The sequence below is a fragment of the Roseitranquillus sediminis genome, from assembly GCF_016918935.1.
GTDB lineage: Bacteria > Pseudomonadota > Alphaproteobacteria > Rhodobacterales > Rhodobacteraceae > Roseitranquillus > Roseitranquillus sediminis.
The window spans coordinates 89,394-114,511 of record NZ_JAFFOB010000016.1; the positions used below are offsets into that span (position 1 = coordinate 89,394).

27 protein-coding genes and 2 pseudogenes are annotated in these 25,118 nt (G+C 66.6%); 10 read left to right on the forward strand and 19 right to left on the reverse strand.

The window, feature by feature from the left end:
- Nucleotides 1–2: 2 nt before the first annotated feature.
- From JM664_RS11460 to JM664_RS11515, 12 genes are all read right to left on the reverse strand, one after another.
- Nucleotides 3–629: an SCO family protein gene (locus JM664_RS11460; protein ID WP_227420064.1), complete on the reverse strand. Its 627-nt coding sequence runs from the start codon at nucleotides 627–629 to the stop codon at nucleotides 3–5.
- Nucleotides 616–792 carry a hypothetical protein gene (locus JM664_RS11465; RefSeq protein ID WP_227420065.1) on the reverse strand — a complete coding sequence of 59 codons (177 nt, stop codon included), beginning with the start codon at nucleotides 790–792 and terminating at the stop codon, nucleotides 616–618. The genes JM664_RS11460 and JM664_RS11465 overlap by 14 nt, the downstream gene beginning before the upstream one ends.
- A 33-nt stretch (nucleotides 793–825) precedes the next feature.
- Nucleotides 826–993, reverse strand: a complete 168-nt coding sequence (locus JM664_RS11470; protein WP_227420066.1) for a hypothetical protein — start codon at nucleotides 991–993, stop codon at nucleotides 826–828.
- Nucleotides 990–2,582 carry an apolipoprotein N-acyltransferase gene (gene lnt / locus JM664_RS11475; protein WP_227420067.1) on the reverse strand — a complete coding sequence of 531 codons (1,593 nt, stop codon included), beginning with the start codon at nucleotides 2,580–2,582 and terminating at the stop codon, nucleotides 990–992. The genes JM664_RS11470 and lnt overlap by 4 nt, the downstream gene beginning before the upstream one ends.
- A gap of 4 nt (nucleotides 2,583–2,586) precedes the next feature.
- The gene (locus tag JM664_RS11480) at nucleotides 2,587–3,369 is read right to left on the reverse strand and encodes a ZIP family metal transporter (RefSeq protein WP_227420068.1); all 783 of its coding nucleotides are present in this window, start codon (nucleotides 3,367–3,369) and stop codon (nucleotides 2,587–2,589) included.
- Between the two features lie 59 nt (nucleotides 3,370–3,428).
- Nucleotides 3,429–3,884, reverse strand: a complete 456-nt coding sequence (locus JM664_RS11485) for a DUF411 domain-containing protein (protein ID WP_227420069.1) — start codon at nucleotides 3,882–3,884, stop codon at nucleotides 3,429–3,431.
- Nucleotides 3,871–4,962: a M23 family metallopeptidase gene (locus JM664_RS11490; RefSeq protein ID WP_227420070.1), complete on the reverse strand. Its 1,092-nt coding sequence runs from the start codon at nucleotides 4,960–4,962 to the stop codon at nucleotides 3,871–3,873. The genes JM664_RS11485 and JM664_RS11490 overlap by 14 nt, the downstream gene beginning before the upstream one ends.
- A 113-nt stretch (nucleotides 4,963–5,075) precedes the next feature.
- Nucleotides 5,076–5,696 (reverse strand): SCO family protein, encoded by a 621-nt coding sequence (locus JM664_RS11495; protein WP_227420071.1) that lies wholly within the window; start codon nucleotides 5,694–5,696, stop codon nucleotides 5,076–5,078.
- Nucleotide 5,697: 1 nt separating this feature from the next.
- Nucleotides 5,698–6,150: a copper chaperone PCu(A)C gene (locus JM664_RS11500; RefSeq protein WP_227420072.1), complete on the reverse strand. Its 453-nt coding sequence runs from the start codon at nucleotides 6,148–6,150 to the stop codon at nucleotides 5,698–5,700.
- Nucleotides 6,151–6,166: 16 nt separating this feature from the next.
- The gene (locus tag JM664_RS11505; protein ID WP_227420073.1) at nucleotides 6,167–6,826 is read right to left on the reverse strand and encodes a DsbA family protein; all 660 of its coding nucleotides are present in this window, start codon (nucleotides 6,824–6,826) and stop codon (nucleotides 6,167–6,169) included.
- Nucleotides 6,823–7,242: a disulfide bond formation protein B gene (locus JM664_RS11510; RefSeq protein ID WP_227420074.1), complete on the reverse strand. Its 420-nt coding sequence runs from the start codon at nucleotides 7,240–7,242 to the stop codon at nucleotides 6,823–6,825. Before JM664_RS11510 ends, JM664_RS11505 begins: the two co-directional genes overlap by 4 nt.
- Nucleotides 7,239–7,832, reverse strand: coding sequence for an SCO family protein (locus JM664_RS11515; protein WP_227420075.1), 594 nt, complete (start codon nucleotides 7,830–7,832; stop codon nucleotides 7,239–7,241). The genes JM664_RS11510 and JM664_RS11515 overlap by 4 nt, the downstream gene beginning before the upstream one ends.
- Nucleotides 7,833–8,007: 175 nt before the next feature.
- Between JM664_RS11515 and JM664_RS11520 the strand changes: the two genes are divergently transcribed.
- Together JM664_RS11520 and JM664_RS11525 are read left to right on the forward strand one after the other, a co-directional pair.
- Nucleotides 8,008–8,436 (forward strand): MerR family transcriptional regulator, encoded by a 429-nt coding sequence (locus tag JM664_RS11520; RefSeq protein ID WP_227420076.1) that lies wholly within the window; start codon nucleotides 8,008–8,010, stop codon nucleotides 8,434–8,436.
- A 36-nt stretch (nucleotides 8,437–8,472) separates the two neighbouring features.
- Nucleotides 8,473–8,797, forward strand: a pseudogene (locus tag JM664_RS11525) (YnfA family protein).
- A gap of 25 nt (nucleotides 8,798–8,822) precedes the next feature.
- Here JM664_RS11525 and JM664_RS11530 read toward each other — a convergent pair.
- Complete coding sequence (locus tag JM664_RS11530; RefSeq protein ID WP_227420077.1) at nucleotides 8,823–9,719, reverse strand: N-acetylmuramidase domain-containing protein; 897 nt, start codon at nucleotides 9,717–9,719, stop codon at nucleotides 8,823–8,825.
- 135 nt (nucleotides 9,720–9,854) lie between these two features.
- On the opposite strand from JM664_RS11530, the gene JM664_RS11535 reads away from it, so the two are divergent.
- The 7 genes from JM664_RS11535 to JM664_RS11565 all read left to right on the forward strand — a co-directional run bounded on the left by JM664_RS11535 (nucleotide 9,855) and on the right by JM664_RS11565 (nucleotide 17,940).
- On the forward strand, nucleotides 9,855–10,769 hold the full coding sequence (locus JM664_RS11535) for a cation diffusion facilitator family transporter (RefSeq protein WP_227420078.1): 915 nt from the start codon (nucleotides 9,855–9,857) through the stop codon (nucleotides 10,767–10,769).
- Nucleotides 10,770–10,798: 29 nt separating this feature from the next.
- Entirely contained in the window at nucleotides 10,799–11,353 is a 555-nt protein-coding gene (locus JM664_RS11540; RefSeq protein ID WP_227420079.1) for a methyltransferase family protein, read from the forward strand.
- A 389-nt stretch (nucleotides 11,354–11,742) separates the two neighbouring features.
- On the forward strand, nucleotides 11,743–12,549 hold the full coding sequence (locus JM664_RS11545) for a ZIP family metal transporter (protein WP_227420080.1): 807 nt from the start codon (nucleotides 11,743–11,745) through the stop codon (nucleotides 12,547–12,549).
- Nucleotides 12,550–12,672: 123 nt separating this feature from the next.
- Entirely contained in the window at nucleotides 12,673–13,668 is a 996-nt protein-coding gene (coxB, locus tag JM664_RS11550; protein ID WP_227420081.1) for a cytochrome c oxidase subunit II, read from the forward strand.
- The gene (gene ctaD / locus JM664_RS11555) at nucleotides 13,665–16,211 is read left to right on the forward strand and encodes a cytochrome c oxidase subunit I (protein ID WP_406675796.1); all 2,547 of its coding nucleotides are present in this window, start codon (nucleotides 13,665–13,667) and stop codon (nucleotides 16,209–16,211) included. Before coxB ends, ctaD begins: the two co-directional genes overlap by 4 nt.
- Nucleotides 16,212–16,220: 9 nt before the next feature.
- Complete coding sequence (locus JM664_RS11560) at nucleotides 16,221–16,598, forward strand: hypothetical protein (RefSeq protein ID WP_227420082.1); 378 nt, start codon at nucleotides 16,221–16,223, stop codon at nucleotides 16,596–16,598.
- A 55-nt stretch (nucleotides 16,599–16,653) separates the two neighbouring features.
- Nucleotides 16,654–17,940: a c-type cytochrome gene (locus tag JM664_RS11565; RefSeq protein ID WP_227420083.1), complete on the forward strand. Its 1,287-nt coding sequence runs from the start codon at nucleotides 16,654–16,656 to the stop codon at nucleotides 17,938–17,940.
- A 516-nt stretch (nucleotides 17,941–18,456) separates the two neighbouring features.
- On the opposite strand, the gene JM664_RS11575 is transcribed toward JM664_RS11565, so the two are convergent.
- Complete coding sequence (locus tag JM664_RS11575; protein ID WP_227420100.1) at nucleotides 18,457–19,122, reverse strand: L,D-transpeptidase; 666 nt, start codon at nucleotides 19,120–19,122, stop codon at nucleotides 18,457–18,459.
- Nucleotides 19,123–19,277: 155 nt separating this feature from the next.
- On the reverse strand, nucleotides 19,278–19,769 hold the full coding sequence (locus JM664_RS11580) for a hypothetical protein (RefSeq protein ID WP_227420085.1): 492 nt from the start codon (nucleotides 19,767–19,769) through the stop codon (nucleotides 19,278–19,280).
- 558 nt (nucleotides 19,770–20,327) lie between these two features.
- On the opposite strand from JM664_RS11580, the pseudogene JM664_RS19025 reads away from it, so the two are divergent.
- Nucleotides 20,328–20,885: pseudogene (locus JM664_RS19025) on the forward strand (hypothetical protein); the annotation flags it as partial.
- Between the two features lie 115 nt (nucleotides 20,886–21,000).
- Here the strand turns inward: JM664_RS19025 and phnE are convergent.
- The 4 genes from phnE to JM664_RS11605 all read right to left on the reverse strand — a co-directional run bounded on the left by phnE (nucleotide 21,001) and on the right by JM664_RS11605 (nucleotide 25,025).
- Nucleotides 21,001–21,783 carry a phosphonate ABC transporter, permease protein PhnE gene (phnE, locus tag JM664_RS11590; RefSeq protein ID WP_227420086.1) on the reverse strand — a complete coding sequence of 261 codons (783 nt, stop codon included), beginning with the start codon at nucleotides 21,781–21,783 and terminating at the stop codon, nucleotides 21,001–21,003.
- Nucleotides 21,780–22,571, reverse strand: a complete 792-nt coding sequence (locus JM664_RS11595; RefSeq protein ID WP_227420087.1) for a phosphonate ABC transporter ATP-binding protein — start codon at nucleotides 22,569–22,571, stop codon at nucleotides 21,780–21,782. Before JM664_RS11595 ends, phnE begins: the two co-directional genes overlap by 4 nt.
- Nucleotides 22,568–23,374: a phosphate/phosphite/phosphonate ABC transporter substrate-binding protein gene (locus tag JM664_RS11600; protein WP_227420088.1), complete on the reverse strand. Its 807-nt coding sequence runs from the start codon at nucleotides 23,372–23,374 to the stop codon at nucleotides 22,568–22,570. The genes JM664_RS11595 and JM664_RS11600 overlap by 4 nt, the downstream gene beginning before the upstream one ends.
- Before the next feature lie 70 nt (nucleotides 23,375–23,444).
- Entirely contained in the window at nucleotides 23,445–25,025 is a 1,581-nt protein-coding gene (locus JM664_RS11605; protein WP_227420089.1) for a cytochrome c peroxidase, read from the reverse strand.
- Between the last annotated feature and the right edge of the window lie 93 nt (nucleotides 25,026–25,118).

The following is a 25,118-nucleotide window of genomic DNA, read 5'->3' on the forward strand; positions in this document are numbered from 1 at the left end:
CCTCACGCGCCGATCAGCCGCTCGAGGTCCGCGGCGGCGGCCTCGATGTCGGCATCGGCGGTGTCGAACTCGGGCCACATCAGGCGCGCATCGCCGGACGGGTCGAAGATGTAGACCGACTTTCCGTGCGAGACGGCGTAATCGTCGGCGCCCGGCTCATGCGGCGAGACTTTGTAGGTGACGCGGAGCCGCCGAGCGAGGGCGGCAAGCTGGTTCGGATCGCCCCTGAGACCGGTCGCCCGGTCGGTGAAGGCGGCGACGTAGCGGGCGAGCTCGGCCGGCGTGTCGCGCTCGGGGTCGACGGTGACGAAGACGATGGAGAGGCGGTCGGCGGCAGGGCCCAGCCTGTCGGCGACGGCCGAGAGGTTGGCGAGCGTCAAGGGACAGACGTCCGGGCAATACGTGAAGCCGAAGAAGAGGGCGACAGCGCGGCCGCGGAAATCCTCCTCGGTCACCGCGGCCCCGTCGCGGGCGCGGGTCATGCGAAAGGCGAGGTCGGGCAGGGTGCCGGTGACGTTGACGCCGTACCAGCCGTCCTCCTCGGCGCAACCAGCCAGCGTAAGCGTCAGCGCCCCGCCGGCGAGCTTGCGCAGAACGCGGCGGCGGCTCGTGCCGTCAGAAAGGGCCATAGACCACCAGAGCGCTGACCCCGAAGGCTCCGGCGAGGAACGTGGCCGCGACGGCGAGCAGGATCATCAATATCGTTCGGTTCGCACTTCGGACGGCGCGGCGGCGCTCGGCCACTTCGGATCGCAGCGCCTGCTCTTCGCGCTTCTCCGTGGTCTCATGCATCGAGCGCTTCTCCTTTTCGTGCTGGCGACCGCCTCAGACCAGTAACCGGTGAAGGGCGATCGTGAGGGCGAGGCCAACGATACCCAGGATCAGCGCCAGGACGGCTGCGTGCTGGGCCATGTCGAGGCGGTTGCCGCCCCGCTTGCGGGCGAGAAGGACGCCCCAGAGGGCTCCACCGATCACTCCTGCAAGTACGATCATGTCTCTCTCCGGTACTCGCGCCCTGTGCGACGCGCGGCGCGGTCCAGCACCGCCGCAAGCGCCAGGGCGGCGAGGACAAGCGGCGGCAGCGTCAGGTCGCCCGCCCAGGCGTAGAGCGTGCGCGGCAGCGCGGGCGGTAGCGGCGCATCGAGAATGCCGGTCTCGCCGAGCCCAAGCTGCGCCTGTGTCCGGCCCAGGGCATCGATCACCGCGGATATCCCCGTATTGGCCGCGCGCACCATCGGCAAGCCTTCCTCCACCGCGCGCATTCGCGCCGAAGCGAGGTGCTGCCACGGTCCCATCGAGCTGCCGAACCACGCATCGTTGGTGGCGTTGAAGATCCAGTCCGGACGGATAGCATCGTCGACGACGTGGCCAGGAAAGATCGCCTCATAGCAGATAGCCGCACCGACGAGCGGCGCCATCCCGACGGCGAGCGTGCGCGGGCCGGGGCCGGAGGCGAAGTCGCCCAGGCCTTCGGTCAGGCGCTCGATCGGCAGCCATCCGCGGAAGGGGACATATTCGCCGAAGGGCACCAGGTGGTGCTTGGCATACTCGGCAAGGATGCGTCCGCCGGCATCGATGGCGAAGATGGCGTTGTGGTAGAGAGTCCGACCGCCGACCTGCTCGCGGTCGGGCGAGCCCGTGAGCAGCACCCCACCTTCGGGCAGCCGCGCTGCGATCGACGCAAGCGCCTCCGGGCTCTCGTCAAGGTAGCCCGGGAACGCCGTCTCGGGCCAGAGCAGGACACCGAAGCTGCCGGGACGGCCCGAGAGCTCGAGGTAGCGGCGGACGAACTCGGCACGCCGCGCCGCATTCCACTTGTCCTCCTGCGGCACGTTGCCCTGCACGATCCGCAAGGCGACGCCGGGCGGCGCCGGGGCGGGCGCGGCAAGACGCGCCTGGCCCGCAATCCAGGCACCGACGACCAGGACTACGAACGCCGCCGCGGGCACGAGTCGCCCGATGCGCGTTCGATCTCCGAACATCACGACTGGAATAGTCGCTGCGAAAACGGCGAGGAAGCTGAGGCCGTAACTGCCGATCCAGGCTGCCGGCTGCCGCAGCGCGTCCCAGTCCGCCAGCGCGTATCCGGCGAGGTTCCATGGAAAACCGGTCAGGACGTGCCCGCGCAGCCATTCGGCCCCCATCCAGCACGCTGCGAACGTTGCTGCGCCAAAGAGGCCGCGGACTCGGAAAGCCGTGAACACAGCGGCGGCGAGGCCGGGGAAAATCGCGAGGCCGGCCGCGAGCGACGCCACGGCCGGGACTGCAAGCCAGCCGAACCGCTCGGCATCGATGAAGAAGCTTTCGGCGATCCAGGAAATGCCGATGCCGAAATAGCCGAGGCCGAAGCCATAGCCCAATGCAAACGCGGCCGCCGGGCGCCGCCCCTGCAGCAGCGCATAGAGCGCCGAGAACGCAACGGGCAGCGCGAGCAGGATCGAGTACGGAGGCAGGGCGAGGACAGCGAGCGCCCCCGCGGCCGCGGTAAGCGCCGCGCCCGGAAAGACCCCGAGGCGCAGGCGAAGAGTTGGGGCCGCCCCAAGGCTCACCACTTCGGCTCTCTGTGCTTGCGGGGTCGACATGCGATCAGCCCAGCGAAACGTCGAGGAAGAGCATGATCGCGAGCCCGACGGCCAGTCCGGAGGTCGCGCGGTTCTGGTGCCCTGCCCGATGCGTCTCGGGAATGATCTCATGGCTGATCACGTAGAGCATCGCGCCGGCCGCGAACGCCAATCCCCAGGGCAGGAGTGGCTGCGATACAGCAATGATCCCGGCGCCGAGCAGGCCGCCCACAGGTTCCACGAGGCCCGTCAGGGCCGCGACGGTCCAGGACTGGCGGCGGGAATACCCCTCGCCGAGAAGCGCAACGGCGACCGCCAGCCCCTCGGGCGCATTCTGCAGCCCGATGCCGATGGCGAGCGGCAGTCCCCCTGTGAGGCCGTCCGAGCCGAAGCCGACCCCCACCGCGAGCCCCTCCGGGAAGTTGTGTATGGTAATCGCCACGATGAAGAGCCAGATGCGCCTCAGGGACTCAGCTGCCGGTCCCTCCCGTCCGGACTTGAAGTGCTCGTGCGGGAGGAGTTCGTTCATGAGCGCCACGGCGCCCATTCCGATCAGGATGGAGACGACGACGATCGCCGCCGGGGCGGTAGCCGCGTCGTAGCGCGCCTCCGCCGCCTCGAGACCCGGGATTATGAGCGAGAAGAACGACGCCGCCAGCATCACACCGGCGGCAAAGCCGAGGAGCGTGTCCCGGGTTGCACGCGACGGCAGCCGGCCGAACAGGACCGGCAGGGCGCCGAGCCCGGTCAGGAGCCCCGCAGCGAGGCTTCCGACAAGACCCAGAACTACTGGCGAAAGAGCCTCCATCGGCAACCTTCAGGCCCAGAGGATCGGGCACATTGTCGATCTGCGCTCCGACCCGGGAGTCACTCAGGAGCCGGGTACGACGCGAAGACCTCGGTGCTGCCGTCGTTCCTGATGAGGAAGACGTCGTAGGCTTCCTGTCTGTCGCCAAAGTCCATGCCGGGAGATCCGAGCGGCATGCCCGGCACCGCGAGTCCGATTGCGTCGGGCCGCTCCTCCAGCAGCCGCTTTATGTCGGCGGCGGGGACGTGGCCTTCGACGACGTAGCCGTCGATTTCCGCGGTGTGACAGGAGATCATCCTCTGCGGCACGCCCTGATCCAGCTTATAGCGGACCAGCGCGCCGCCGAACATGTTCTCGCCGGTGACCGAGAAGCCGTTCTCTTCCAGATGCTCCATCCAGGCGAGACAGCAACCGCAGCCGTTCGTCTTGATGACGTGCGCCTCCGTGGCTTGCGCGCCGGCTTGTGAGGCGCTGGTGGCCAGCGCCAAGGCGAGCAACAGGTTACGTGCGGTCATGATCGTCTCTCCTGGCAACTTCGGTTTCGCCGCGCACGAGCTGGCGATGCGCCAGCCGGATCTTCTCCAGGCGCTCCAGGGCCGCGGCAGCAAGTTCAGGATCGGAACGGCGGGCCAGCCGCTCGTCATCCAGGGGATCGACCGGGCGTCCCTCGGCGCGAACTTCGTAATGCAGGTTCGGCCCAGTCGCGAGGCCGGTGGAGCCCACGGCTCCGATGACCTCGCCGGCATCGACGCGTTGACCACGTTCGAGCCCGTCGGTGACGCCACTCAAATGCGCGTAACGCGTCATGATGTCGGCGCCGTGCTTTATTTCGACGACGCGCCCGTAGCCGCTGCGCCTCCCCACGAAGGAGACGCGGCCGGGTGCGGTCGCCATCACCGGCGTGCCACGGGGGGCGGCATAGTCGACGCCCGTGTGCATGCGGACGCTGCCGAGGATCGGATGCTTCCTGCGTCCGAAGACTGAGGAGAGGCGCGCACCCTCGATCGGCGCCGAGACGACGCGCAATACCTCGCCGTCTTCGAAGATGGTGACGCCCCGGGTGTCGTTCTCGGGCCAGACGATCTCGAGGCGTCGATCCTGGATACGCAGCGCAGCGTAGGTCAGCACGGGCTCCGAGACCCGCTCCCCTTCAGGCGTCAGACGCTCGCGCCAGAGAAGCTCGAGCCGTTCGCCGCCAGAAAGGTCACGCCGGAAATCGACGACGCCGGCCAGCATTTGCGCGAGCTCGACGGAGAAGCGGACGGGCGCGCCCGCCTCGTCGAGCGCGGCGAATATCGATCGCTCGACGGTGATGTCCGCGGCACGCTCCACATCCTCGGCCTCGGGGCGGATCGTCCGGCTCGACGGCGTCTCGTCGACCACGACCTCGATCTGCACGCCGCCATCGACATCCAGCGTGAGGCGGCGCGGCGTTCCCTGGCCGTCGCGTTCGAGTACGAGCCGGTGACCAGGCCGCAGCTGTCGGAGATCGTACTCGGCTTGGACCGCAAGGGCGAGCTCGGAGCGCAACTGCGCGTCGATCTCTGCCCCCGACAACAGGCTGTCGAAGGTGTCGCCGGCCTCCACCGTCATCTCCGCGACTGCGGGTGGTGCCGCGGACGCCTCCTCCGACGAAGCCGCCGCCGTGAGCGCAAGTGTCAGCGCCGCCGCGATGGCGGACGCGGAAGTGATTGGGCGCGTTCTGCTCATGTGTCCCCCTTCTGGATTTCTTCCATTGCGCGCCGGATCTTTGGCGCGGCGAACTCTCTCGGTTCGTGGTAGTCGATGGTCCCGGCGAAACTGCCGTCGGCGCGGAACAAAAAGACGCCAGCGGTATGGTCCATCGTGTAGCCGTCCTCGGTCGAGACCTTGGCGTATCGTGCCCGGAAGCCCTCGGCGGCCTTGGCGAGCTCCGCGGGTTCGCCCCGCCAGGCGCGGATCTGCGGGTGAAAGTACGAGACATACTCGGCGAGCGCGGGCACGGTATCGCGCTCAGGGTCCACCGTGATCAGGACCGCGTTCAGCCGCTCCGCCTCGGGGCCGAGCTCGTCGAGCCAGCCTGAGATGTCCGACAGTGTCATCGGGCAGACGTCCGGACAGTAGGTGAAGCCGAAGAAGACCAGGCTGGGTCGGCCTGCCAGCGTCTCAGGGCCGACCGACTGTCCCCGGTCGTCTGTCATCGCGAAGTCCATCTCGCCAAGCGGCAGCGGCCGCCGGTCCGGCTCGGACGCGGCACCGGGGCCGTCCACCTGCCACCAGCCGAGGACAAGGGCGAAGGCCACCGATGCGACGGCGAGCGCGAGGAACTTGACGATCCGTCCCGTCAAGTCAGTCAGACGGGCCGCGGGCAGCAATGCCGAGGATCGGCACCTCGACCGGCACCTCACCGCCGTCCTCGAAGACCAGCGTCAGCGGAAAGGTCTCGCCCTCGACCAGCGGCGTGTTGAGCTGCATCAGCATGGCGTGCAGCCCCCCGGGCTCAAGCGCCACCGCCTCGCCCGGCGCGATCGTGATGTCTCCCGCCGGAGCCATCGTGCTGACGCCGTTCGCACTGGTACTCGACTCATGAATCTCGGCCTTCCCGGCAACCTCCGTGCGGATCCCGGTCAAGGTGACGGGCGCGTCGCCCGCGTTGCGCACCGTGAAGTAGGCCGCTCCGGGTCGCGAGGTACCGATCGAGGCTCGTGCCCACGGCTCCTCCACCGCAATCTGCGGATCCGCCGCCATTCCGATTGCGGGAGCGAGTAGCATGATAGCCAGTGCGATGAGCCTTCTGCGCATCGGGTCTTCCTCCGGTTCAGTTGGTTCTTGCCGCCTCGACCTCGGACGTGACGAGCTCGATGAGCTGCTCGGCCCCGAAGGAGGGAAGGGGCTTGCCGTTGACGAAGAAGGTGGGCGTCTGGCGGATGCCCACGGCCTCCACGTCGGCCCGGTCCTGGTTCAGGACCGCGATCACGTCCGGCATCATGATCTGCTGTCGCGCAAGCTCCACGTCGAGCCCGGCCTCGCCCGCAATCTCGAAGATGCTATCCTCCGCCGGCGCATCGTGCGAGGCCCATTGCGGCTGGCGCTCCAGCAGCGCCTCGAGCACCGGAATGAAGACGTCCTGCATCCGCGCCGCCTCGAGCACCTTGATCGCGAGCTCGGAGCCAGCGCCGTGGAACGGAGTGTAGCGCAGCACGACGCGCACATCCTCCGGATACTCGGCCCGGATCCGCTCGACGACGGGGTAAAAGGCGCGGCAGGCCTCGCATGCCGGATCGAAGAACTCGACAAGCGTGACCGAAGCATCCTCGGGGCCGAGAAGGGGCGAATACGGGCGCACCAGCCGTTGCTCGTCTGCGGGACTGGCGGTGGCCGCCGCAGTGGGAGCTGGCGCGCTCGCATACCACGCGCCGCCGACGAAGGCGGCGAGCGCAACGCCGAGCACGGCGAGAAGGAGGGTTTTTCTGTTCATACTGTTTCCAGCCGGCGGAGTTGAAGGAGAAGCGCGCCGATCGTTCCGAACGCCATGAGCGACAGGAACGGGATCGGCATGGCGAGGATCATCATGCCGGCGTCGGTGCACGACGGGCCGGCAGCGCTACATGGCGTGATCGGCTGCGGAACGAGCCCCGCGAAGAGTGCGGTGTGGTAGGCAGCGATCAGTCCGCCCGCGAGTGCCAGCGGCAGTCCGTAGCGCCACACCGCGCTGTCACCACGCCAGAAGCCGACCCCGAGGACCAGCACGAGCGGGAACATGAAAGCCCGCTGATACCAGCAGAGGATGCAGGGCGCCTGCCCGAGGACCTCTCCAATGAAGAGGACCGCCATGGTCGAGCCGAGCGCGATCAGCCACGAGGTCAGAAGCGGTGCATCCGCGGTCCGCGTCATGTCCTGACGCGCTCCCTAAGGTCGCGGGCAATGTCTTCCGGAGTCGCCGAGTACTCGAAGATCCGCACGAGGCCGCCGTCAGGGTCGAAGAGCAGGATCGAAGAGGTATGTCCCATCGTATAACCGTCTGGCGCCGAGGGGTCCTCCACCCGCTCCTTGTAGATCGCGAAGGTCTCAGCGGTCTCGTCGACCTGCTCGGGCGTCCCGGTCAGACCGATGATCGACGGGTGAAACTGGAATACGTACTCGGCCAACGACTCCGGTGTGTCCCGCTTGGGATCGACGCTGATGAAGAGCGGCTGCACCTCGTCCGCTGCACCGCCGAGCTCGTCCATCGCCTGCGCTATGTTGGCAAGGCCCATCGGGCAGACGTCCGGGCAATTGGTGAAGCCGAAGAACACGAGCAGCCAGTCGCCTCGGAACTCCTCGTCGGTACGGGTCCGTCCGCGATGATCCGTCAACTCGAAGTCCGCCTGAAGGGCGGGCTCTTGCGGCGCGCTCGCGGTGGTCTCGGGCCGCGATTGCCAGAAGAACAGCGCCGCCACGGCCAAGCCGGCCACGGCCACGGCAAGCCAAAGGATCGTTGCCATGGTCCTCAACGGCACCGCCACCTCCTCTCGGTCGATGCCGCTTACAAGCTACAGCAGGTAGAGCTTCAAGCCGGAATTGCCGCGAGTCGGAACGCGTCACAGGCATGTGAACCGCCATCCTCTCTTCCGTTCATTGACGTACGAACCTATAGCGGCTGGAGAGAAGGGAGAGCTCATGCTTTCGATCGGAACGATGTCCCGCAAGACCGGGACGAAGGTCCAGACGGTCCGCTACTACGAGCAGATCGGCCTCCTGCCCGAGCCCGGGCGCAGTGAGGGCGGGCAGCGTCGCTACACGGATGACGACCTCGACCGGCTGGCCTTCATCCGCCACGCCCGGCAACTTGGCTTCTCGCTCGACGCCATCCGCGAGCTGCTGGCGCTGGCCGACAACCCCCGGCAGCCTTGCGCCAACGCGGATTCGATCGCGGCTCGGCAACTCAGGCAAGTCGAGAAACGGATCATGCGGCTGCAGGCGCTGAGAACGGAGCTCCGTCGTATGATCGACGAATGCAACGGCGAGAGCATCGCGGATTGTCGGGTCCTCGAGGTCCTGCGCGATCATTCGGAATGCCTGACCGAGCACGAGGACATTGGTGCCTGAGGCGCTTTCCAGCATGATGCTCAGGGAGCAGGTGCCATGCAGACGCCCGTGATCTACTTTGCGGCAGCGTTTGCCGAGATCGCCGGCTGCTTCGCGTTCTGGGCCTGGTTCCGCCTCGAGAGATCGCCGCTGGCTACTTCCGGGGCTGATATCCCTCGCTGCCTTCGCGTGGCTCCTGACCCTCAGTTCGGCCGATCAGGCGGGCCGAGCCTATGCTGTCTACGGCGGCGTCTACATCGCTTCGTCGCTTTTCTGGCTGTGGGCTGCCGAGGGGCAGAGACCGGATCACTGGGACGCGATCGGTGCAGCAGTGTGCCTGGTGGGTTCGGCCATCATCCTCTGGGGGCCGCGGCCAGCTTGACGCTCGCCTCCTTTGCTTTGGGTTCTTATCCGTAGGCGGAAAGATCGACGCCGAGCCGGCTGGCGGTTTCCGGATCGACGGCACCGGTGTCGGGAAGCCCCTCGCGTCTCTGGAAAAGCGCGATCGCGTCCTTGGTCTTCGCTCCCATCCATCCGTCGGTAACCAGGTTCGCGCCGATAGCCACGTTCAGCGCCGATTGGAGGGCAGCAGTGTCGCCTCGCTCGATGGCAAGGCTCTCGCCGATGACCGCCTCGGTCATCTGCTGGCGCGCGCGAGTGAATTCTGCCGCGAGCTTCGTGTCATACTGGTTCTGCTGGTATCCGGGTCCGTTGTACCGTTTGGCGAACTCGGCCCATCTCTTCTCGCGCAGATGCTCCGCCATCACCGGCTGGGCCAGAACGAAACTCACGAATGCATCGAGCTGCGCGCCCTCGCTCGTCGCCATCGCGTTCACGAACCTCCGAACATCCGGAAACCCCGCAAGCTCATGGTTGAAACCCATGATCTGGAACAGACCCCACGAGGCGCTCTTCAGGGCAGGGTCGGGTTCATCGCAGAGCCCGATCGCCTCGATCAAACGGTCATACTCACCGCGTCCGCCCTTGTAGAACTTCTTGGTCCAGGTCGGATAGCTGAGATGAGGGTAGCGGTCCGTGTAGACGCCCCGCGTCAGGCGATGGAACCAGTGGCCCTCGAAGAGAATCCACGGCATGTCGGTGTTGCGAATGTAGCCGGTGCCGCGGGCCTCGACGGCCGTCACCGCCTTGATCACGGCGATGTCAACGCCGAGCCGCTCGGCGGCAGCGAGTTGGTCTTCACGGGTCAGGTAGGCGACTGGATACATGGTCTTGCGGCTCCAGGTGCTCAGGCGCGACGAAGCTGCAGGCCGGTCGTTACGATCTGGCAACCGGCGCGGGCACATGTCCGGCAGGTCGCAACACGGACGGGTGTCGTCGTTTCGGGCTTACGCGATGCAAGGGTGTTGACCCTACAGGAGCTGGAGGTCCTATCTGGCCGCTCCAGAACCGGTAACGAGATCTGATCCAGGACCTGACCAATGCCCCACGATCACGGCCATGCGCACATCGACCCAAAATCCGGCGACCGCCGGGTGAGCATCGCGATCTGGGCGAACGCGCTTCTGACGGTGGCGCAGATTGTCGGCGGGATCCTGTCCGGCAGCCTCGCGCTGATCGCCGACGCGCTGCACAATTTCTCTGACATGGCGTCGCTGGTCATCGCCTTTGCGGCACGCAAGATTTCGCGGCGACCAGCGGATGCACGGATGACGTTCGGATATGGCCGGATCGAGATCGTCGCGGCGCTGATCAACTACACGACGCTGATCCTGATCGGGTTCTACCTGATCTACGAAGGCGGCATGCGATTCATCGACCCGCCGCAGGTCAACGGCTGGACAGTTGTGATCCTGGGCGGCGTCGCGCTCGTGGTGGACACGCTTACTGCGGTCCTCACCTACTCGATGCAGAAGGGCAGCGTGAACATCCGCGCGCTCTTCCTGCACAATCTCTCCGATGCGCTCGCGTCGGTCGCCGTGATCATCGGGGGCAGTCTGATCCTGCTCTACGACATGCGCTGGGTGGACCCGGCGATCACGATCCTAATCGCCCTCTACATCCTCTATCTTGCTTTCACCGAGATCGGCGGCGTCATGCGCACGCTGATGCTGGGCAGTCCGCCCGAGATCGACACCGATGCGGTGATCGCGGCGATGTCCGAAGTCGAGGGCGTGGCCGAGGTTCACCACGTGCATTTCTGGCAGATGCAAGAGCACGAGGCCGCCCTCGACACCCATGTCGTCGTCGAGCCGGAGGCCTGGAACCGGCTGGAGACCGTCAAGCGCGACATCAAGCACGTGCTGGACAAGCAGTTCGGCATCCATCACTCGACGCTCGAATTCGAGCACACCGATCATGCACACCAGCATGCCGACACCTACGGGCATGGCTGAATCCGGGGTGCGCCGGACGGTCTGAGGGCTTGGACCTGATCGAAGGTCTCGTCGCGGCGGGGGTTGTTGCGAACGGCCTGCTCCTCGCCGCGTTGGCATGGTCGGTTTGGCTGCCCGCGCAACGTCTCTGGCCGCCTGAGCGGCGCGCGAAGACGACGGCCACCGTGGCCTGGATACTGACGGTCGTCGTCTTCGGCACGTCGATCGCGGTTGCGGTTCTCGACTGGGGTGCGCTCGGGCTTGCCGCGTGGATCCGCTGGATGCTCGGCTTGCCGCTCATCATCACCGGCAACGTGGTGGTCTGGTGCGGAGTGGCAGAACTCGGGTGGGAGGCCACCAGCGGTGCCGACGGCAGACTCCGCACGCGCGGTCTCTACGCATGGTCCAGAAATCCACAATACGTGGCCGACATGGCGATCCTGATTGGGATCGCGCTGCTGTCGGCCTCGGCCTGGGTTTGGCCCATCATCGTCTTCGGATGTGCGACGCTGCTGGTCGCGCCGTTCTCCGAGGAGCCTTGGCTGCGCCAGCGCCACGGCCACGATTACGACGTCTACACGGCGCGAACGCGTCGGTTTCTTTAGTCGATCACGGGCATGTGATGACCGGGACCTTTGAATTTCCAGTTGCTGGAGGTGCTACCCTCGGGTCTTGCCAAGGAGACAGCCGGAATGGAAAACCCTCAGCTCACCCGCTGCATCGCCATGCTCCGCGGGATGGCGACCCTGACCGCCGGCCGCGTTGCGGCGAAGGAGGTCCGCGTTTCGGCGGCTGCATCGCTCTCTGCAACGAGGACATCGTCGATCTCTATGGGCTGGCGGAGGTCGGAACGCAGGTGAAGCTCATCCGACGCCCAGCAATCTTTCGCAGAAACAATCATCCTGAGAACGCATTAGGCTGAAGGGCCGGGAGGAACAGCCATGGCGCACCACGAAGCAGTCCGTTCCGGACTCATGCTCCGGCGGTTTTGCTCGTGAGCATCTGGATGGTGCTCGGGCTCTCTTTGCTGCCCGGCCTCGGAAACTTCGCTGGCGGCATGGTGGCAGAGTTCATCAAGACCTCACCACGTCTGCTGAACTGGGCCTTGCACGCGGCTTCCGGGATCGTGATCGGAGTAGTTGCGATCGAGCTGATGCCGGAGGCGCTGCAGAACCTTGCCGGCTGGTGGATCGCGTTCGCCTTCACGTGCGGGGGGTTAGCCTATGCCGGGATCGAGCAACTCCTGGAGCGCTTTGTCGGGGGCGAGGGCAGCGGAAACGGCCGCAGTGGAATGTGGATGATCTACGTGGCCGTTGCGGTAGACCTCTCCAGCGACGGTCTGATGCTGGGCTCGGGCTCCGCGGTCGGTGTCTCGCTCGCGGTTGTTCTCGCGGCGGGGCAGGTCCTGGCGGACATTCCTGAAGGCTACTCCGTCGTCGCGAACATGCGAGCGAACGACGTTCCGCGGAGAACCCGTATCCTCGCCTCCCTTTCGTTCCCTCTCTATTGCGTCGGCGTAGCTGTCCTGGCGTACTTCCTTCTGCGAGACGCACCGGATGCTGCGAAGTACGTGGCGTTGAGCTTCGTGGCGGGCCTGCTGAGTGTCGCAGCGGTCGAGGACATGCTGGAGGAAGCGCACGAGGCTAAAGCAGACTCGCGTGCCTCGACCCTGGCCTTCGTTGGCGGGTTCGCGCTCTTCACGCTGGTCTCGGCCGGGCTGGAAACCGTCGTGGGATCCGGTTCGCCCTCAGGAAGCGGTCAGCCGTCGCAATCGGCGTCCCAGGGCGAGACGAGGCCATGAATGCCGGCCTGCCCGGCGCCAGGCGAAGTCGCATCAAGTATCAGGACCGAAGCCGCGGGACGCGGACGGCCTGGACGCGTTGCCGCTCCGGCCGACGCGACAGCTTCACCGGTTAGGGCGCTGATGCGGCCAAGAATCTCGGCGATCTCCGCTCTGATGCTGCCGGTCTTGTCCGGCTGCAAGGGGGCGCAATCGGCCTTCGATCCGGCCGGAGTCGAGTCCGAACGAGTCCTTCAGCTGTTCTGGATCATGTTAGCCGGCGGGACAGCGATCTGGGCGGTGGTAATCGGGCTCAGCTTCTATGCCTCCCGTGGCAAGACGGGCCCATACTCGGATCGAAGCGGCGTGCGGCTGATCATCTGGGGCGGATGCGTTTTCCCGACGGTGGTACTGGCGGGGCTGCTCTACTGGGGACTCGAGATCATGCCTGAGCTGCGTCGCCCCGGCGACGGACCGACCATCGCGGTCTCGGGCGAACGGTTCTGGTGGCGCGTCGCCTACGCCGTCGAGGGTGAGCCGGGCGTCGTCCGCGACCTGCCGCGCGGCGGCATCCCGAGTGCGAACGAGATCTGGATTCCAGTCGATAAGCGCACCGAGATCCTGCTGAGCAGCCCAGATGTCATCCATTCCTTCTGGGTGCCGTCGATCGCCGGCAAGATGGACGCCATTCCCGGCCGGGTGAACCGCCTCGTGCTGGAGCCGACGGAAACCGGCGTCTTCAATGGTGCCTGCGCCGAATACTGCGGCACGGCTCATGCATTGATGGGATTCCGCGTCGTCGTGGTGCCCGAGGACGAGTTCGAGGCGTATCTCGAAGCTCAGGCGCAGCCGGCGGCGGTGACCGACTCCCCCGGCCTCGAGTTGTTCCTGCAGAACGGGTGCGCCGCCTGCCATACGGTGCGCGGCACGCCTGCGGACGGCGACGTGGGACCCGACCTCACGCATGTGGCGAGCCGGCTCAGCATCGCTGCCGGCATCCTGCCGACCACGGTGGAGAACCTCGCCGCGTTCATCGCCTCGCCCGACCACCTGAAGCCGGGCGTCGAGATGCCGGCGTTCGGTGTCCTGCCGGAGGATCAGATCGCCCGGATCGCGGCATGGCTGGGGACCCTCGAATGACCGGGCATATGGGCGACGCAGCCGACCAGCGGGACCAGGAGGACGAGGAAGTTCGTCGAGGCCAAGAGGAGCGGCTCCGCGAGGTCTGGGCGGCGCCGAAGGGCTGGCGCTACTGGTCGGCGGTCAACAACACCGAAGTCGGCGTCTGGTACACCGCGTTGTCCTTCGCGTTCATGCTGTTTGCCGGAGTGCTGGCGCTCATCATGCGGGCGCAGCTGGCGGTGCCGGAGAACGACCTCGTCTCCCCTTCGTTCTACGACCAGGCGTTCACGCTGCACGGCACGGCGATGATGTTCCTCTTCGCGGTGCCGATCTTCGAGGCGGTCGCGATCATCCTTCTGCCGCAGCTACTCGGCGCGCGAGACCTTCCCTTCCCCCGCCTCTCGGCCTTCGGGTTCTGGTGCTTCCTGATCGGCGGCGTGTTCGTCATGGGCTCGATCTTCTTCGGCGCTGCGCCGAGCTCGGGCTGGTTCATGTACCCGCCGCTGACCACCGACGAGACGTACACGCCCGGCTATGGCCCCGACATCTGGCTGCTCGGCCTGTCGTTCATCGAGGTGGCCTCGCTCGCCGCCGCGGTCGAGCTGATCGTCGGGACGCTGAAGTGCCGGCCGCCGGGGATGCGGCTCAACCTGATGCCGCTCTACGCCTGGTATGTGCTGGTCGTCGCCGGCATGATCCTGTTTGCCTTCCCGCCCCTCATCGCCGGCGACATCCTCTTCGAGCTCGAGCGGATGTTCGACTGGCCGTTCTTCGACCCCAGCCGGGGCGGCGACCCGATCCTGTGGCAGCACCTCTTCTGGATCTTCGGCCACCCGGAGGTCTACATCGTCTTCCTGCCCGCCATCGCCCTCGTCGCCATGATCGTGCCGACCTTCGCGCAGCGGCCGATCCTCGGCTATTCTTGGATCGTTCTCGCCGCAGTCGGCACCGGCTTTATCTCCTTCGGCCTCTGGGTACACCACATGTACACCACCGGGCTGCCGTCGATCTCACTCGGCTTCTTCTCGGCCGCGTCCGAGGCGGTGGCGATCCCAACGGGCGTGCAGATCTTCGTCTTCATTGCCACCCTGCTGACCGGCCGCGTGATCTACTCGGTGCCGATGCTGTTCGTGTCGGGAGCGCTCGCCAACTTCGTCATCGGCGGCCTCACCGGGGTTATGGTGGCGCTGGTCCCCTTCGACTGGCAGGCGCACGACACCTACTTCATCGTGGCGCACCTGCACTACGTCCTCATCGGCGGCATGCTGTTCCCGGTCGCCGCGGGCGTCTACTACTATTGGCCGCTCGTCGCAGGCCGCAAGCTTTCCGACCGGCTCGGCCGGATCGCCTTCTGGCTGATGTTCATCGGTTTCAATGTCGCTTTCCTGCCGATGCACTTCTCCGGCCTCGCAGGGATGCCGCGGCGCGTCTGGACCTATCCCGAGAGCCTCGGGGTCGGCACCGCCAACCTCATTTCAAGCGTCGGCGCCTTCATCTTCGCCGCCGGGATCCTCGTCATCGTCTGGGACGTACTGCGTCCACGCGGGAACGAGCCCTACGCCAAGCGCAACCCGTGGAACGCCGGCACGCTGGAATGGCTGGTCGAGATGCCCGGCGAGAACTGGGGCGTTCGCTCGATCCCAGTCGTCACCTCGCGCTATCCAATTTGGGAGCAGCCGCACTTCATCGAGGACGTGGACAAGGGCAGGTTCTATCTCCCCGACGCCGAGGAGATGAAGCGCGAGACGATCATCACCTCGGTTCTCGACGGCACGCCCCTGCAGTGCCTGCGCGTACCGGGGCCGAGCTTCATGCCAATGGTCGCCGCAATCTTCACCGGGGCGGTGTTCATCTTCACAACCTTCCACTGGTGGGCTGCGACGGTCGTCGCGATGGTGCTGGCCGCGATCTCAATCATGGTCTGGCTCTGGCGCGGCACCGCTTTGATCCCCGAAAAGCCCGAGAAGGACGTCGGCCTCGGCCTGAAGCTGCCGCTCTACAAGTCCGGACCGCATTCCGTCGGCTGGTGGGCCATGTTCATCACGATGATGGGCGACGCGACTGCATTTCTGGGCCTGATTTTCGGCTACTACTACTTCTTCACCATCCACGCGGACTTCCCGCCGCCGGCAACTGTCGGCCCCGGCGTGCTATGGCCCAGCGTAGCCTTCGGCCTCTTCGCGGTGGCCTGGGCGACGGCGCTCGGGTCACGCCTGTCCAACCAGGCCGGCCGTGTGGGTCTCGCTCGTGCGCTCATGGCAGCGGGCGCGGTCGTCGCCCTCGCGGCCAGTGCGGCGCTGCTCTGGGGACCTTACGTCACTGGGCTCCGCCCCACCGCGCACGTCTACCCGGCGACGGTGTGGGTGATCACCATCTGGACAGCCGCCCACGGCGTCGCGGGAAGCCTGATGCTTGGGTACTGCCTCGCCCGCTCCCTGGCGGGACGGATGACGCCAGAGCACGACATCGATATCTCCAACGTCGCGCTCTACTGGCACTTCGTCGGGTTCACGGTGATCGTCGCGGTTGCGACGCTCGCCTATGTCCCTGTTCTGACGTGAGAGCGACCCGTGCAGGTATTCGGCAAGACCCAGGACAACCTCTGGACCCTGATCGCGGCACCGACGATCTGGGGCTTCCATTTCCTCTTCAGCTATTTCCTCGCGGCCTACCGCTGCGCGCCGAACGCCGATATCTTCAAGGACATCGGCGGCACCCGCGTGGCGATCGCCGGCGTCACGATCGTCTGCCTCCTCCTGATCCTGCTGATACTGCGCCGCGCCTGGCGCGAGTGGCGCGCGGAAGGCGGCGGCTATCAGAACGCCAAAGACACCCCCGAAGCGCGCGAGCGGTTCCTGGAGTTCTCGACGCTGCTTCTCGCGCTGCTGTCGCTCGCCGCGGTGCTGTTCGAAACGATGCCGATCTTCGTCTTCTGGGACTGCCGATGATGTGCGTCGCGGGACCCGTCCCTACAGCTGTGGCCTGCCGCGACGGGACGGTCGGATGGACGTAAGGATCCTCGTCACGTGGAAAAGGATCGCCGGACTAGTCGTTCTCGGCATCCTGGGCGCGCTGCTCGTCGGCTGGTCGGGGCTCGTCTCGATCGCCGCCTCGTCGGGGCACTTTGCGGTGACCCGCTGGTTCCTCGGCTGGACGATGGAGAATGCGGTCGAGACCCAGTCGATGCTGGTTGGGAAGCCGAAGGAGATCGATCTCGACGACCTGAAACTGGTGCGCCGCGCGGCCGGGCACTTCGCCACCGGCTGCGCAGCCTGCCACGGCGCGCCCGGCGTGCCGCAGTCGCCAGTGGTGGAGGAAATGGTGCCGGGGCCGCCGCGCCTCGAGGGCAAGGTCGGGGAGTGGAGCGACGAGGAGTTGTTCTGGATCGTCAGGAACGGCATCAAGTACTCCGGAATGCCGGCTTGGCCGGCGCAGGACCGCGAGAACGAGGTCTGGGCGCAGGTGGCCTTTCTCCGCGCGCTCCCCGACATGTCGCGCGCCGAGTACGTCGATCTGGCCCTGGGCGGCGGCCTCGCGGGGAAAGACCTCGAGGCGGGCGGCGAAACCACCCCCGCGCTCGACGGCATCGTCGAGAACGCGCTCGCCGACTGCGCCCGCTGCCACGGACGCGACGGTCTCGGCCGCGGCGAAGACGCCTTCCCGGTGATCGCAGGGCAACCCGCGCCTTATCTTCTTGCGACCCTCCGCGCCTTCGCCATCGGCTGGCGCGAGAGCGGCTTCATGGAACCGCCGGCGACGCGCTACGAGCCGGAAGTTCTCGAGGAGCTTGCTCTTTACTACGCCGAGCAGCCTTCCCCTGCGGCGCTGTCGAACGGTGACGAGGATCGTTCGCCGCCGCTGGCCACGGAAGACCTGCCGCTGATGCCCGCCCTGTCGGAAAGCTGGCAGGACGAGGCTGGCATCCTCGAAGGCGAGGGCGTCGCCGCGTCCGCGATGGTCCCCATGGCCGCGGCGGCGGGACCGCCCCTCCCCCGCGAGGAGCTCCTGGAGCTCGGCAGGCGCATCGCGGTCGAGGGGATCGCCGCACGCAAGCTCCCGGCATGTCAGAGCTGCCACGGCGCCGCCGGGCGGGCGAGGAACCCTTATTATCCCTACTTGGCCGGCCAGCCGGAATGGTACCTCTCGGAGCACCTCCAGCTCTGGAACGAAGGCAAACGCGGCGGCACCGAGTACGCGCACATCATGGCCGAGATTGCCGAGAATATGACGGAAGAGCAGATCGAGGCGGTATCGGCGTGGTATGCCACGGCAGGGCCGGACGATCGGTAGCAGCCGAACCGAAGGAGCTGGCGCCGATACCGGCCGCTGCGACCGTAGGGCTGGCCCATCCCAAGGGCTTGCTTGCGGCACCCCGGCCGGCCAATGTGGCGGGGACACCGAAATACGACAAGGTACACGAGGGGCGTGAACCGTGCCAGTCCGTAACCTGCCTATGGCTTGCACTCTACTGATCCTTGGAGGCTGTGCATCCGTCAATGCGATCGGGGAAACGGGAACGTCCGCCGGAGGGAACGTCCCAGATGCCGTTGCCGCGCTGGCAGCTCCGGGTCAGGATCTGCAGTCGACGCGCCTGGGCCCGGATGGGTGCTATTGGTATCTCTACAACGGCCCTGTCGAGACGACGTCGCTGCCTCTCCGTACCGTGGAAGGTCGGACGATCTGCACGAGCGCCAGCCCAGCGGCCGCAGGCTGATCGGACTGCGATAGTTCCAGATCCACCCGGTCGCGCGTGACGCAAGTCGGTCCGTCGAAGCAGACCTCCGAGCCGCCGGGGAGCGCGGCGCGTCAGCTCTGCGCGTTCAGATAGCTTTCAGCGGGGTAAAGGACCGCCGTCACGCCCAACTCCACCTGGTCGTAGAGCCCGTTGATATGCGCCATGACCATCCGGACGCAGCCGGAACTCGCCCGTGAGCCGATCGAGCGCGGATAGGGCGTGCCGTGGATCCGAAGGTAGGTGTCCCTGTTGCCGACATAGAGATACAGCGCCCGCGAGCCGAGCGCGTTGATGGGCCCCGGCTCCATCCCGTCCTCGTACTGCGCGTAGAGTTCTGGCTCACGCTCGATCATGTCCTGCGTGGGCGTCCAGTGCGGCCAGCGCACCTTACGACGGATCGTGTAGGTGCCCGGCTCATAGAGACCGCCCTCGCCGACCGCCACGCCGTAGCGCATCGCCGTGCTCCCTTCCTCGATGTGGTAAAGGTAGCGCGCGACGGCATCCACGTGGATATCGCCCGGCCTCAGCCCGTCGTTCGCGACCACCCGCTGTGGGAGGAAGCGCGGATGCAGGCCCCAAGGGTTCGACATCGCTGGATCGTAGTTCGGCGGCGTCACCTGCGCGTCCCAGGCATTCTTCTGCGCATCCGTCGGCCATGTATTTGCGAATAGCGGCTCCGAGATCGGGGCCGAGAACAGCGCAGCCGTCGTCGCAATGAAATGTCGTCTCGTCAGCATCATCTCCACTCTCTTTCTTAATTACAACATGACGCGAACATGAACACAGTCGAGGGAGGCTCCCGCGGAAAGACCGCGGGCGCTTTGGACCGAGCCTTCTGGACCGTGGAACCGACTGCTAAGCCTGACGACTCCGATCTGGACCTCGACCTGTATCAGATCACCTCATCCCGCTTGCGCGGCAGGAACCACATGACGAAGGTCGCAAAGGCGCCGAGTATTCCCGCGACATAGAACCATGGGCTGAAGATGACCCCAAAAAAGCAGATCGATGCGACCACCGCCGAGACGAATGGCCACGGCGTCGGCTTCGGCAGGATCTGCACGGACTGGGCCCGGGCGTCGAGCAGCGTGGTCACGATGGTTTCCCGCTGCGCCGTGGACAAGCCGCCGACGATGGCGCGCTTGCCGGTCGCCTTCCAGTCCCAGAGCGGGTGATCGCTACCGACCACCGCCTGCTCGGCGAAGTTGCAGTTGAGCGGCGGCGAGGTGATGGCCCATTCTAGCGTCGGCGCATTCCAGGGGTTGACGTGGGTGAACCAGCCGAGGAATTCCGGTGGCGACAGCCACGTCCGCTCGAGCTCGAAGAACTCCGGCGGATGCGGCTCTTCCGAACTCGTGCGAAGGTCGAGGTGCGTGTGCGTCACTTCAGGGTCTCCATCGGTCCGGGACGCTTTGTTCTCGAGCGCCTGAGACTACTCCGCGGCAATCCAGAACGGTTCCGGCTGGCGCACGCTAATCGGTCATGACCCGCTCGTCCGGTATTGTTGCGGCCGAGCTGACGCGCAGACTCAACCGAATCATGAGTGTAGGAACTCCAGCAACTAGAGCTTCAATAGCCAATCCGCGAACTTGCGGCATCGCCTCGCGAAGTGCCTCTGGAGAAACCTGCCATCGCCACCGTGACCGCCGTGGCAAGAACGACCAGGAACATTTCGCAGCCGTCAGGGCCAGCGTACGTTATATCGGGAAAGCGCGCGCGCCGAGGCGCTCATCATCGAGCTGCTGAGTTTTGCGCCGACCATTGGCCGGCTTTCGCTCCGCCGTTGGAAGCGACATAAAAGGCCCATGCTGTCGCAAGACCAGAGCTATGGCTGAGAATGGCCTGAGAAGGCGGCGTATCGTGGCGGGTGTCAAAGCCTGCCAGAATCTCCCGAGGAGCGATCGACCCATTGACCGAGATCGCCCGCGAGGGCGCGCGCCAGATGCTGGCGGCGGCGCTCAAGGCAGAGGCGGCAAGCTTCGTCGCGCAGTTCGGCGAGGAGCGCCTGCCTGATGGGCGTCAACACGTCGTTCGACATGGCATGGCTCCGGAGCGGGAGATCCAGACCGGGATCGGCCCGATTCCCGTGCAGCGGCAGAAGGTCCGCGACCGGGCGACCGACGTGCCAGCGGAGGCGAAGATCCGTTTCACCTCGACCATCCTGCCGCGGTGGGCGCGGCGCTCGGCGGCCCAGGAGATGGCCGAGCGGCGCCGCGCCGTGCATCGCAATATGGTCGTGCATCCGACGCTGAAGCTTGCCGTCGTCGACCGGCTCAAGGCCGGCTGGTCGCCGGAACAGATCGCCGAACGCATGAAGCTCGAGCGGCATCCGGTCCGGGTGTCGCACGAGACGATCTACCGCTTCGCTTACTCGAAGTCCGGCCTTTCCGGGGAGCTCTACCGTCACCTCCCGGAGCACCGCCGACGGCGGCGGCGGCGGACCGCGCGACGCCACCAAGGCGTCCGGTTCATGTTTCGCAAGGAGTTCGGCAAGACGAACTCGGCGAGAACTCACAACACCTATTGGAGGGAACGCGACTGCCGTCCAACCATCCCTGGGGCCGGGGAGCTTTCGGGCACGCCGCAGCCGGGCTTTTTCGCCGATCGGCGCACAGCTAGCTCACCCATCTCCTCAGGGCGCCATTGGCTCCTTCGATCAGCAGGATCACGATGGCAATCGCTAGCGTGACGGTGGCCGCCTTCTCGTACTGGAACGAGCGTACATAGGTCTGAATGTAGAAGCCGATGCCGCCGGCACCTACGATACCAAGGATCAGCGATTCGCGTAGGTTAAGCTCGAAGCGGAAGATCGTGTCGCGCAGCACCACGGGCGCAATCTGCGGCCAATAGGCAAAGCGGAGCCGCTGGAGCAGCGTTGCCCCTGCGCTCTCGAGTGCCGCGACGGGAGCGACGTCGACATCGTCGAGAGCCTCAGCGTAGAACTTGGCGAGCATGCCGGTGGCGTGCACTGCGACGGCGAGGATCCCCGGCAACGGGCCGAGGCCGACGGCGCCGACCATGAGCATGGCGACGAGGAGCAGCGGGATCGCGCGGATCAGCGCCAGGAGCGACCGGACCGGACGGTGCACCCAGGCCGGCGCGAGCCGTGCGGCGGCGAGCGGACCTAGCACGAGAGAGGCAAGGACGCAGCCGAGTGTGCCGAGAACGGCGATCCGCAGCGTCTCGGCGAGCCCGCGGGCGACCTCCGGCATGACCGAAAGATCGGGCGGGAGCATGCGGCCGAGGAACTCGAGGATGCGCGGCCCGGCTTCACCGAGCCGGTTCCAGTCGGTCTCGGTGGTCGCCGCCGCCCAGATCACGACCGCGGCAACAACAAGGCTGGGAAGCATTGCCGGCCAGGCTGCGTGTGTCGTCGGGCGGTCGGCTGCGGTGATCATGGCACGGGCTCCGGCGCGTGCTCGAGCGGCTCGTCCCGGTAGATTTTGTCCAGCTCGGTTGGGTCGAGGCGCTCCGGCGGGCCATCGAAGACGACGCGGCCGTCGCGCATCGCCACGATGCGGTCGGCGACCAAGGCCGCCAGCTCTGGCTGATGCGATGTGAAGAGCAGGGTTGAGCCGCGTTGGCGCGCGGTCCGCGCGAGCAGGCTCAGGACGCGCTCGGAACGCAGCGGGTCGAGGTTGCTGACCGGCTCGTCGGCCAGGATGAGCTTCGGCTCCTGCGCCAGACAGCGGGCAATGGCGACGCGCTGGCGCTGACCGCCGCTCAACCGGTCGACGCGGCGGTTGCGGAGCTCTGCGATGCCGGTGTCGAGCAGCGCGGCCTCCGCCGCTGCATAATCGGCGGCGGTGGAGCGGCCGAGGAGCGACGCGAGCGGGTCGGTGCGGCCCAGTCTGCCGTTCAATACGTTGCGCCAGACACTCGCCCGCTCGACTAGGGCGAACTCCTGAAAGATGAAGCCGACCTCCGCCCGCCGCACCCGATCGGGGGGGCGGTCCGGTCCGAGTGCCAGCCCGAGCACGGAGGCCGCACCGTGCCAGCCACGCAGCCGGCCGTCGAGCAGCGTGAGCAAGGTCGACTTGCCTGCGCCTGACGGCCCGACCAGGGCCACGACCTCGCCGCGCTCCACCGCAAAATCGACGCCGGCGAGCGCCCAGGTCCGGTTGCCGACGTAGGTATGGACGAGGCCGGTGGCGAGAATCGGAAGAAGGCCGGGCGTGTTCATCATGACAGGAAACCGTAGCGCCGGGCGATCTCGCGCACGCCGTCGAACGCGGCCGCATCCGCGGGCGTGTATCCGTCGGGTCCGTAGACATAGGCGAGAAGCGCGCGGTTCTCCGGCTCGTTCAGCGCCAGCATCGTCTCCGTGAAGCGCTCCTTGATCGCGGGATCGAGACCCGGCCGAGCGATGACGACGTGAGACGGGATTGGCTCGCTCTCGGCGATCCAGATCACCTCGGCCTGCTGGTTCGGCGTCAGCAGCAAGTCGGCGTACTGGCTGGCCGCGGCGGCGTCGACGAGCCCCCCCACCATCGCCTGCATCGCCTGCTGGTATCCTCCGGCGAAGAAGACCTCGCCGAAGAAGGACTCCGCCTCGCCCGCGTCGGTGATCAGGCCGGCCTGCACGAACTCGTCGAGCGGGAAGAGATAGCCCGACTCGGAGATCGGGTCGGCGAAGGCGATGGACCGCCCACGGAGGTCGGCGAGCGTCGCGATGCCGCTGTCGCGCCGGACGAAAACACGGCCACGATAGGTCGGCCGCCCGCGGTAAACCTCCGACAGCAGCGGCTCGGCGCCGATCTCCGATTCCGCGAGCACGAAGGGCAGCGCGCCCATGAACGAGATGTCGGCGTCGCCGTTGCGCAGGGCTTCAACGGCGGCAGCATGATCGAAGGTGACGAAGCCCTCGACCGGTATGCCCATGCGCTCAGAAAGCCATGCCGTGATCGTCTCGATGTCGCCGAGCAGCTTGTCTGGGTTCTCCTGCGGGATGAAGGCGAGGGTCAGGCCGGCACCGTCCTGAGCGAGCACACGGTCTGAGATCAGACTGGCACCCAAGCCGATGAGGACGCTGCGGCGGGGGACAGGGAGGCATGGCATCTCAGAACATCCGCTCGGCGACGTCTGCCTGGGTCTCCTTGAACTCCGACCAACGCGCTTCGGCGGCGGTCCAGTCCGCTGCGGAGATCGCTTCGCCGACCTCTGCCAAGATCGTCGCCAGCGCGTAGACGTCGGATTTGGCCTCGAGATTGCTCATCGCGCTTGCGTCCGCCGCCAGGTCGGCGGCGACGGTGTCGATGAGCAAGCTCGCGTGTTCGGCGTCGCGTCTCGGAATGAGCAGATCGAGCGTCGATGCGAAGGTGGTCAGCTCCTCGAACGCCAATTTGAAGGGCGTGTTGTATTCATCGAACGGCTCGTAGGGCTCGTCGGCATCGCCCACCGCCTCGAGGTAGGCGGTCAGGTCCGACCGCTCGCCCTCCGTCATGCCGAGCTCGTAGCGATCGTCGAACCAGTCCACCACGGACGCCAGCGTCGGCAGCGAGCCGTCGTGAAAGTAGGGCGCGGTAAATCGGGCGCCGAGGAGCGTCGGTGTGTCGAGCGCACCGCTTTGGGCGCCCGCGTAGGCAGCGCTCACCGAGCCGATGTCGTGCGCTTGCCGGTCTAGGAAGTTCGATGACGGGACGTGGCAGGAGGCGCAGGCTCGCCCGTCCATCTGCGCGAATGGGCGTCTGAAGAGCGCTTCCCCGCGCCGGGCGGCGGGCGAGGCGGAGTCGGTCAAAAGACCGCCGCTGCCGAGCTTCGAGTTCGGGAGGAAATCGAACTCGAGCATGTAGGCGACGAGAGCATCCAGCATGAACGGCGTCGGTTCCGATCCCCCAAACTCGCCGACGATGACGTTCCGGCTGAAGTCCCTCAGCGAGGCGAAGCGGCCGTCGCGGCCATAGGGCGCCGTGTAGCGGACGCCGCGCAGGCTCGGGATGTCGATCGGATCGTCGCGCAGGTCGTTCGAGACATGGTTGAACAACGCGCTGTCCACATCGACGGCGCCGGGTTGATGGCTGATCCCCGGAATGAACAGGTCGCGGTTGACGTCGCTGCGATTGTGGCAGGTCGAGCAGGCGATGCCCAGCGATCGCGCCGGGTCGCCGAAGATCTGCGCGCTGTCGAAGAGCATGTCGCCAAAGGCGACGAGTGGCAGGTCGGTCTCGTCGATCCCCTGCTCCTCGAAGTTGAGGACCAGTCGCGGCAAGGGTTCCTGGTCGGCCATACGGGCGGCCGGAGGGAGAACCGGCGGCACCGCGACCTCGCCCCCGGCGGCGACCACCGTCTCAGGCAGCGGCGCCATTCTCTCGCGCGGCGTGAAGGTCTCCGGATCGAAGTTCGCCGCGATGTACTCGGAGACCGTGGCAAGCGCTTCCTCGAACCGGGCCGCGTCGGCCGGTCGCGCTCCGGCACCGAGCAGGCCCCGCGACCCGGCACTGCTGTTGAGCGTGAGCCAGGCGAGCCCGAGGCGGCGCGACGCTTCCGGATCAGCGGCGGCAATGCCATCCTCGAACGCCCGGTAGAGCTCGCGCGCCTCCGCAATCGCCGAAGATGCATCGCCGTCCTCCAGTGCGGACCGCGCCGCGCCGAGGCGCTCAAGGAGGAGGTCAGCAACAGCCCGGGTAACCGCCGCGAACACGGCCTGTCTCTCGCGCGCCTCGAGTGCAGCCCGGATTGCGTCTGACGCTTTATTACCTCCCGGACTTGCGTTCAGCAGATCGAGGGCTGGCTT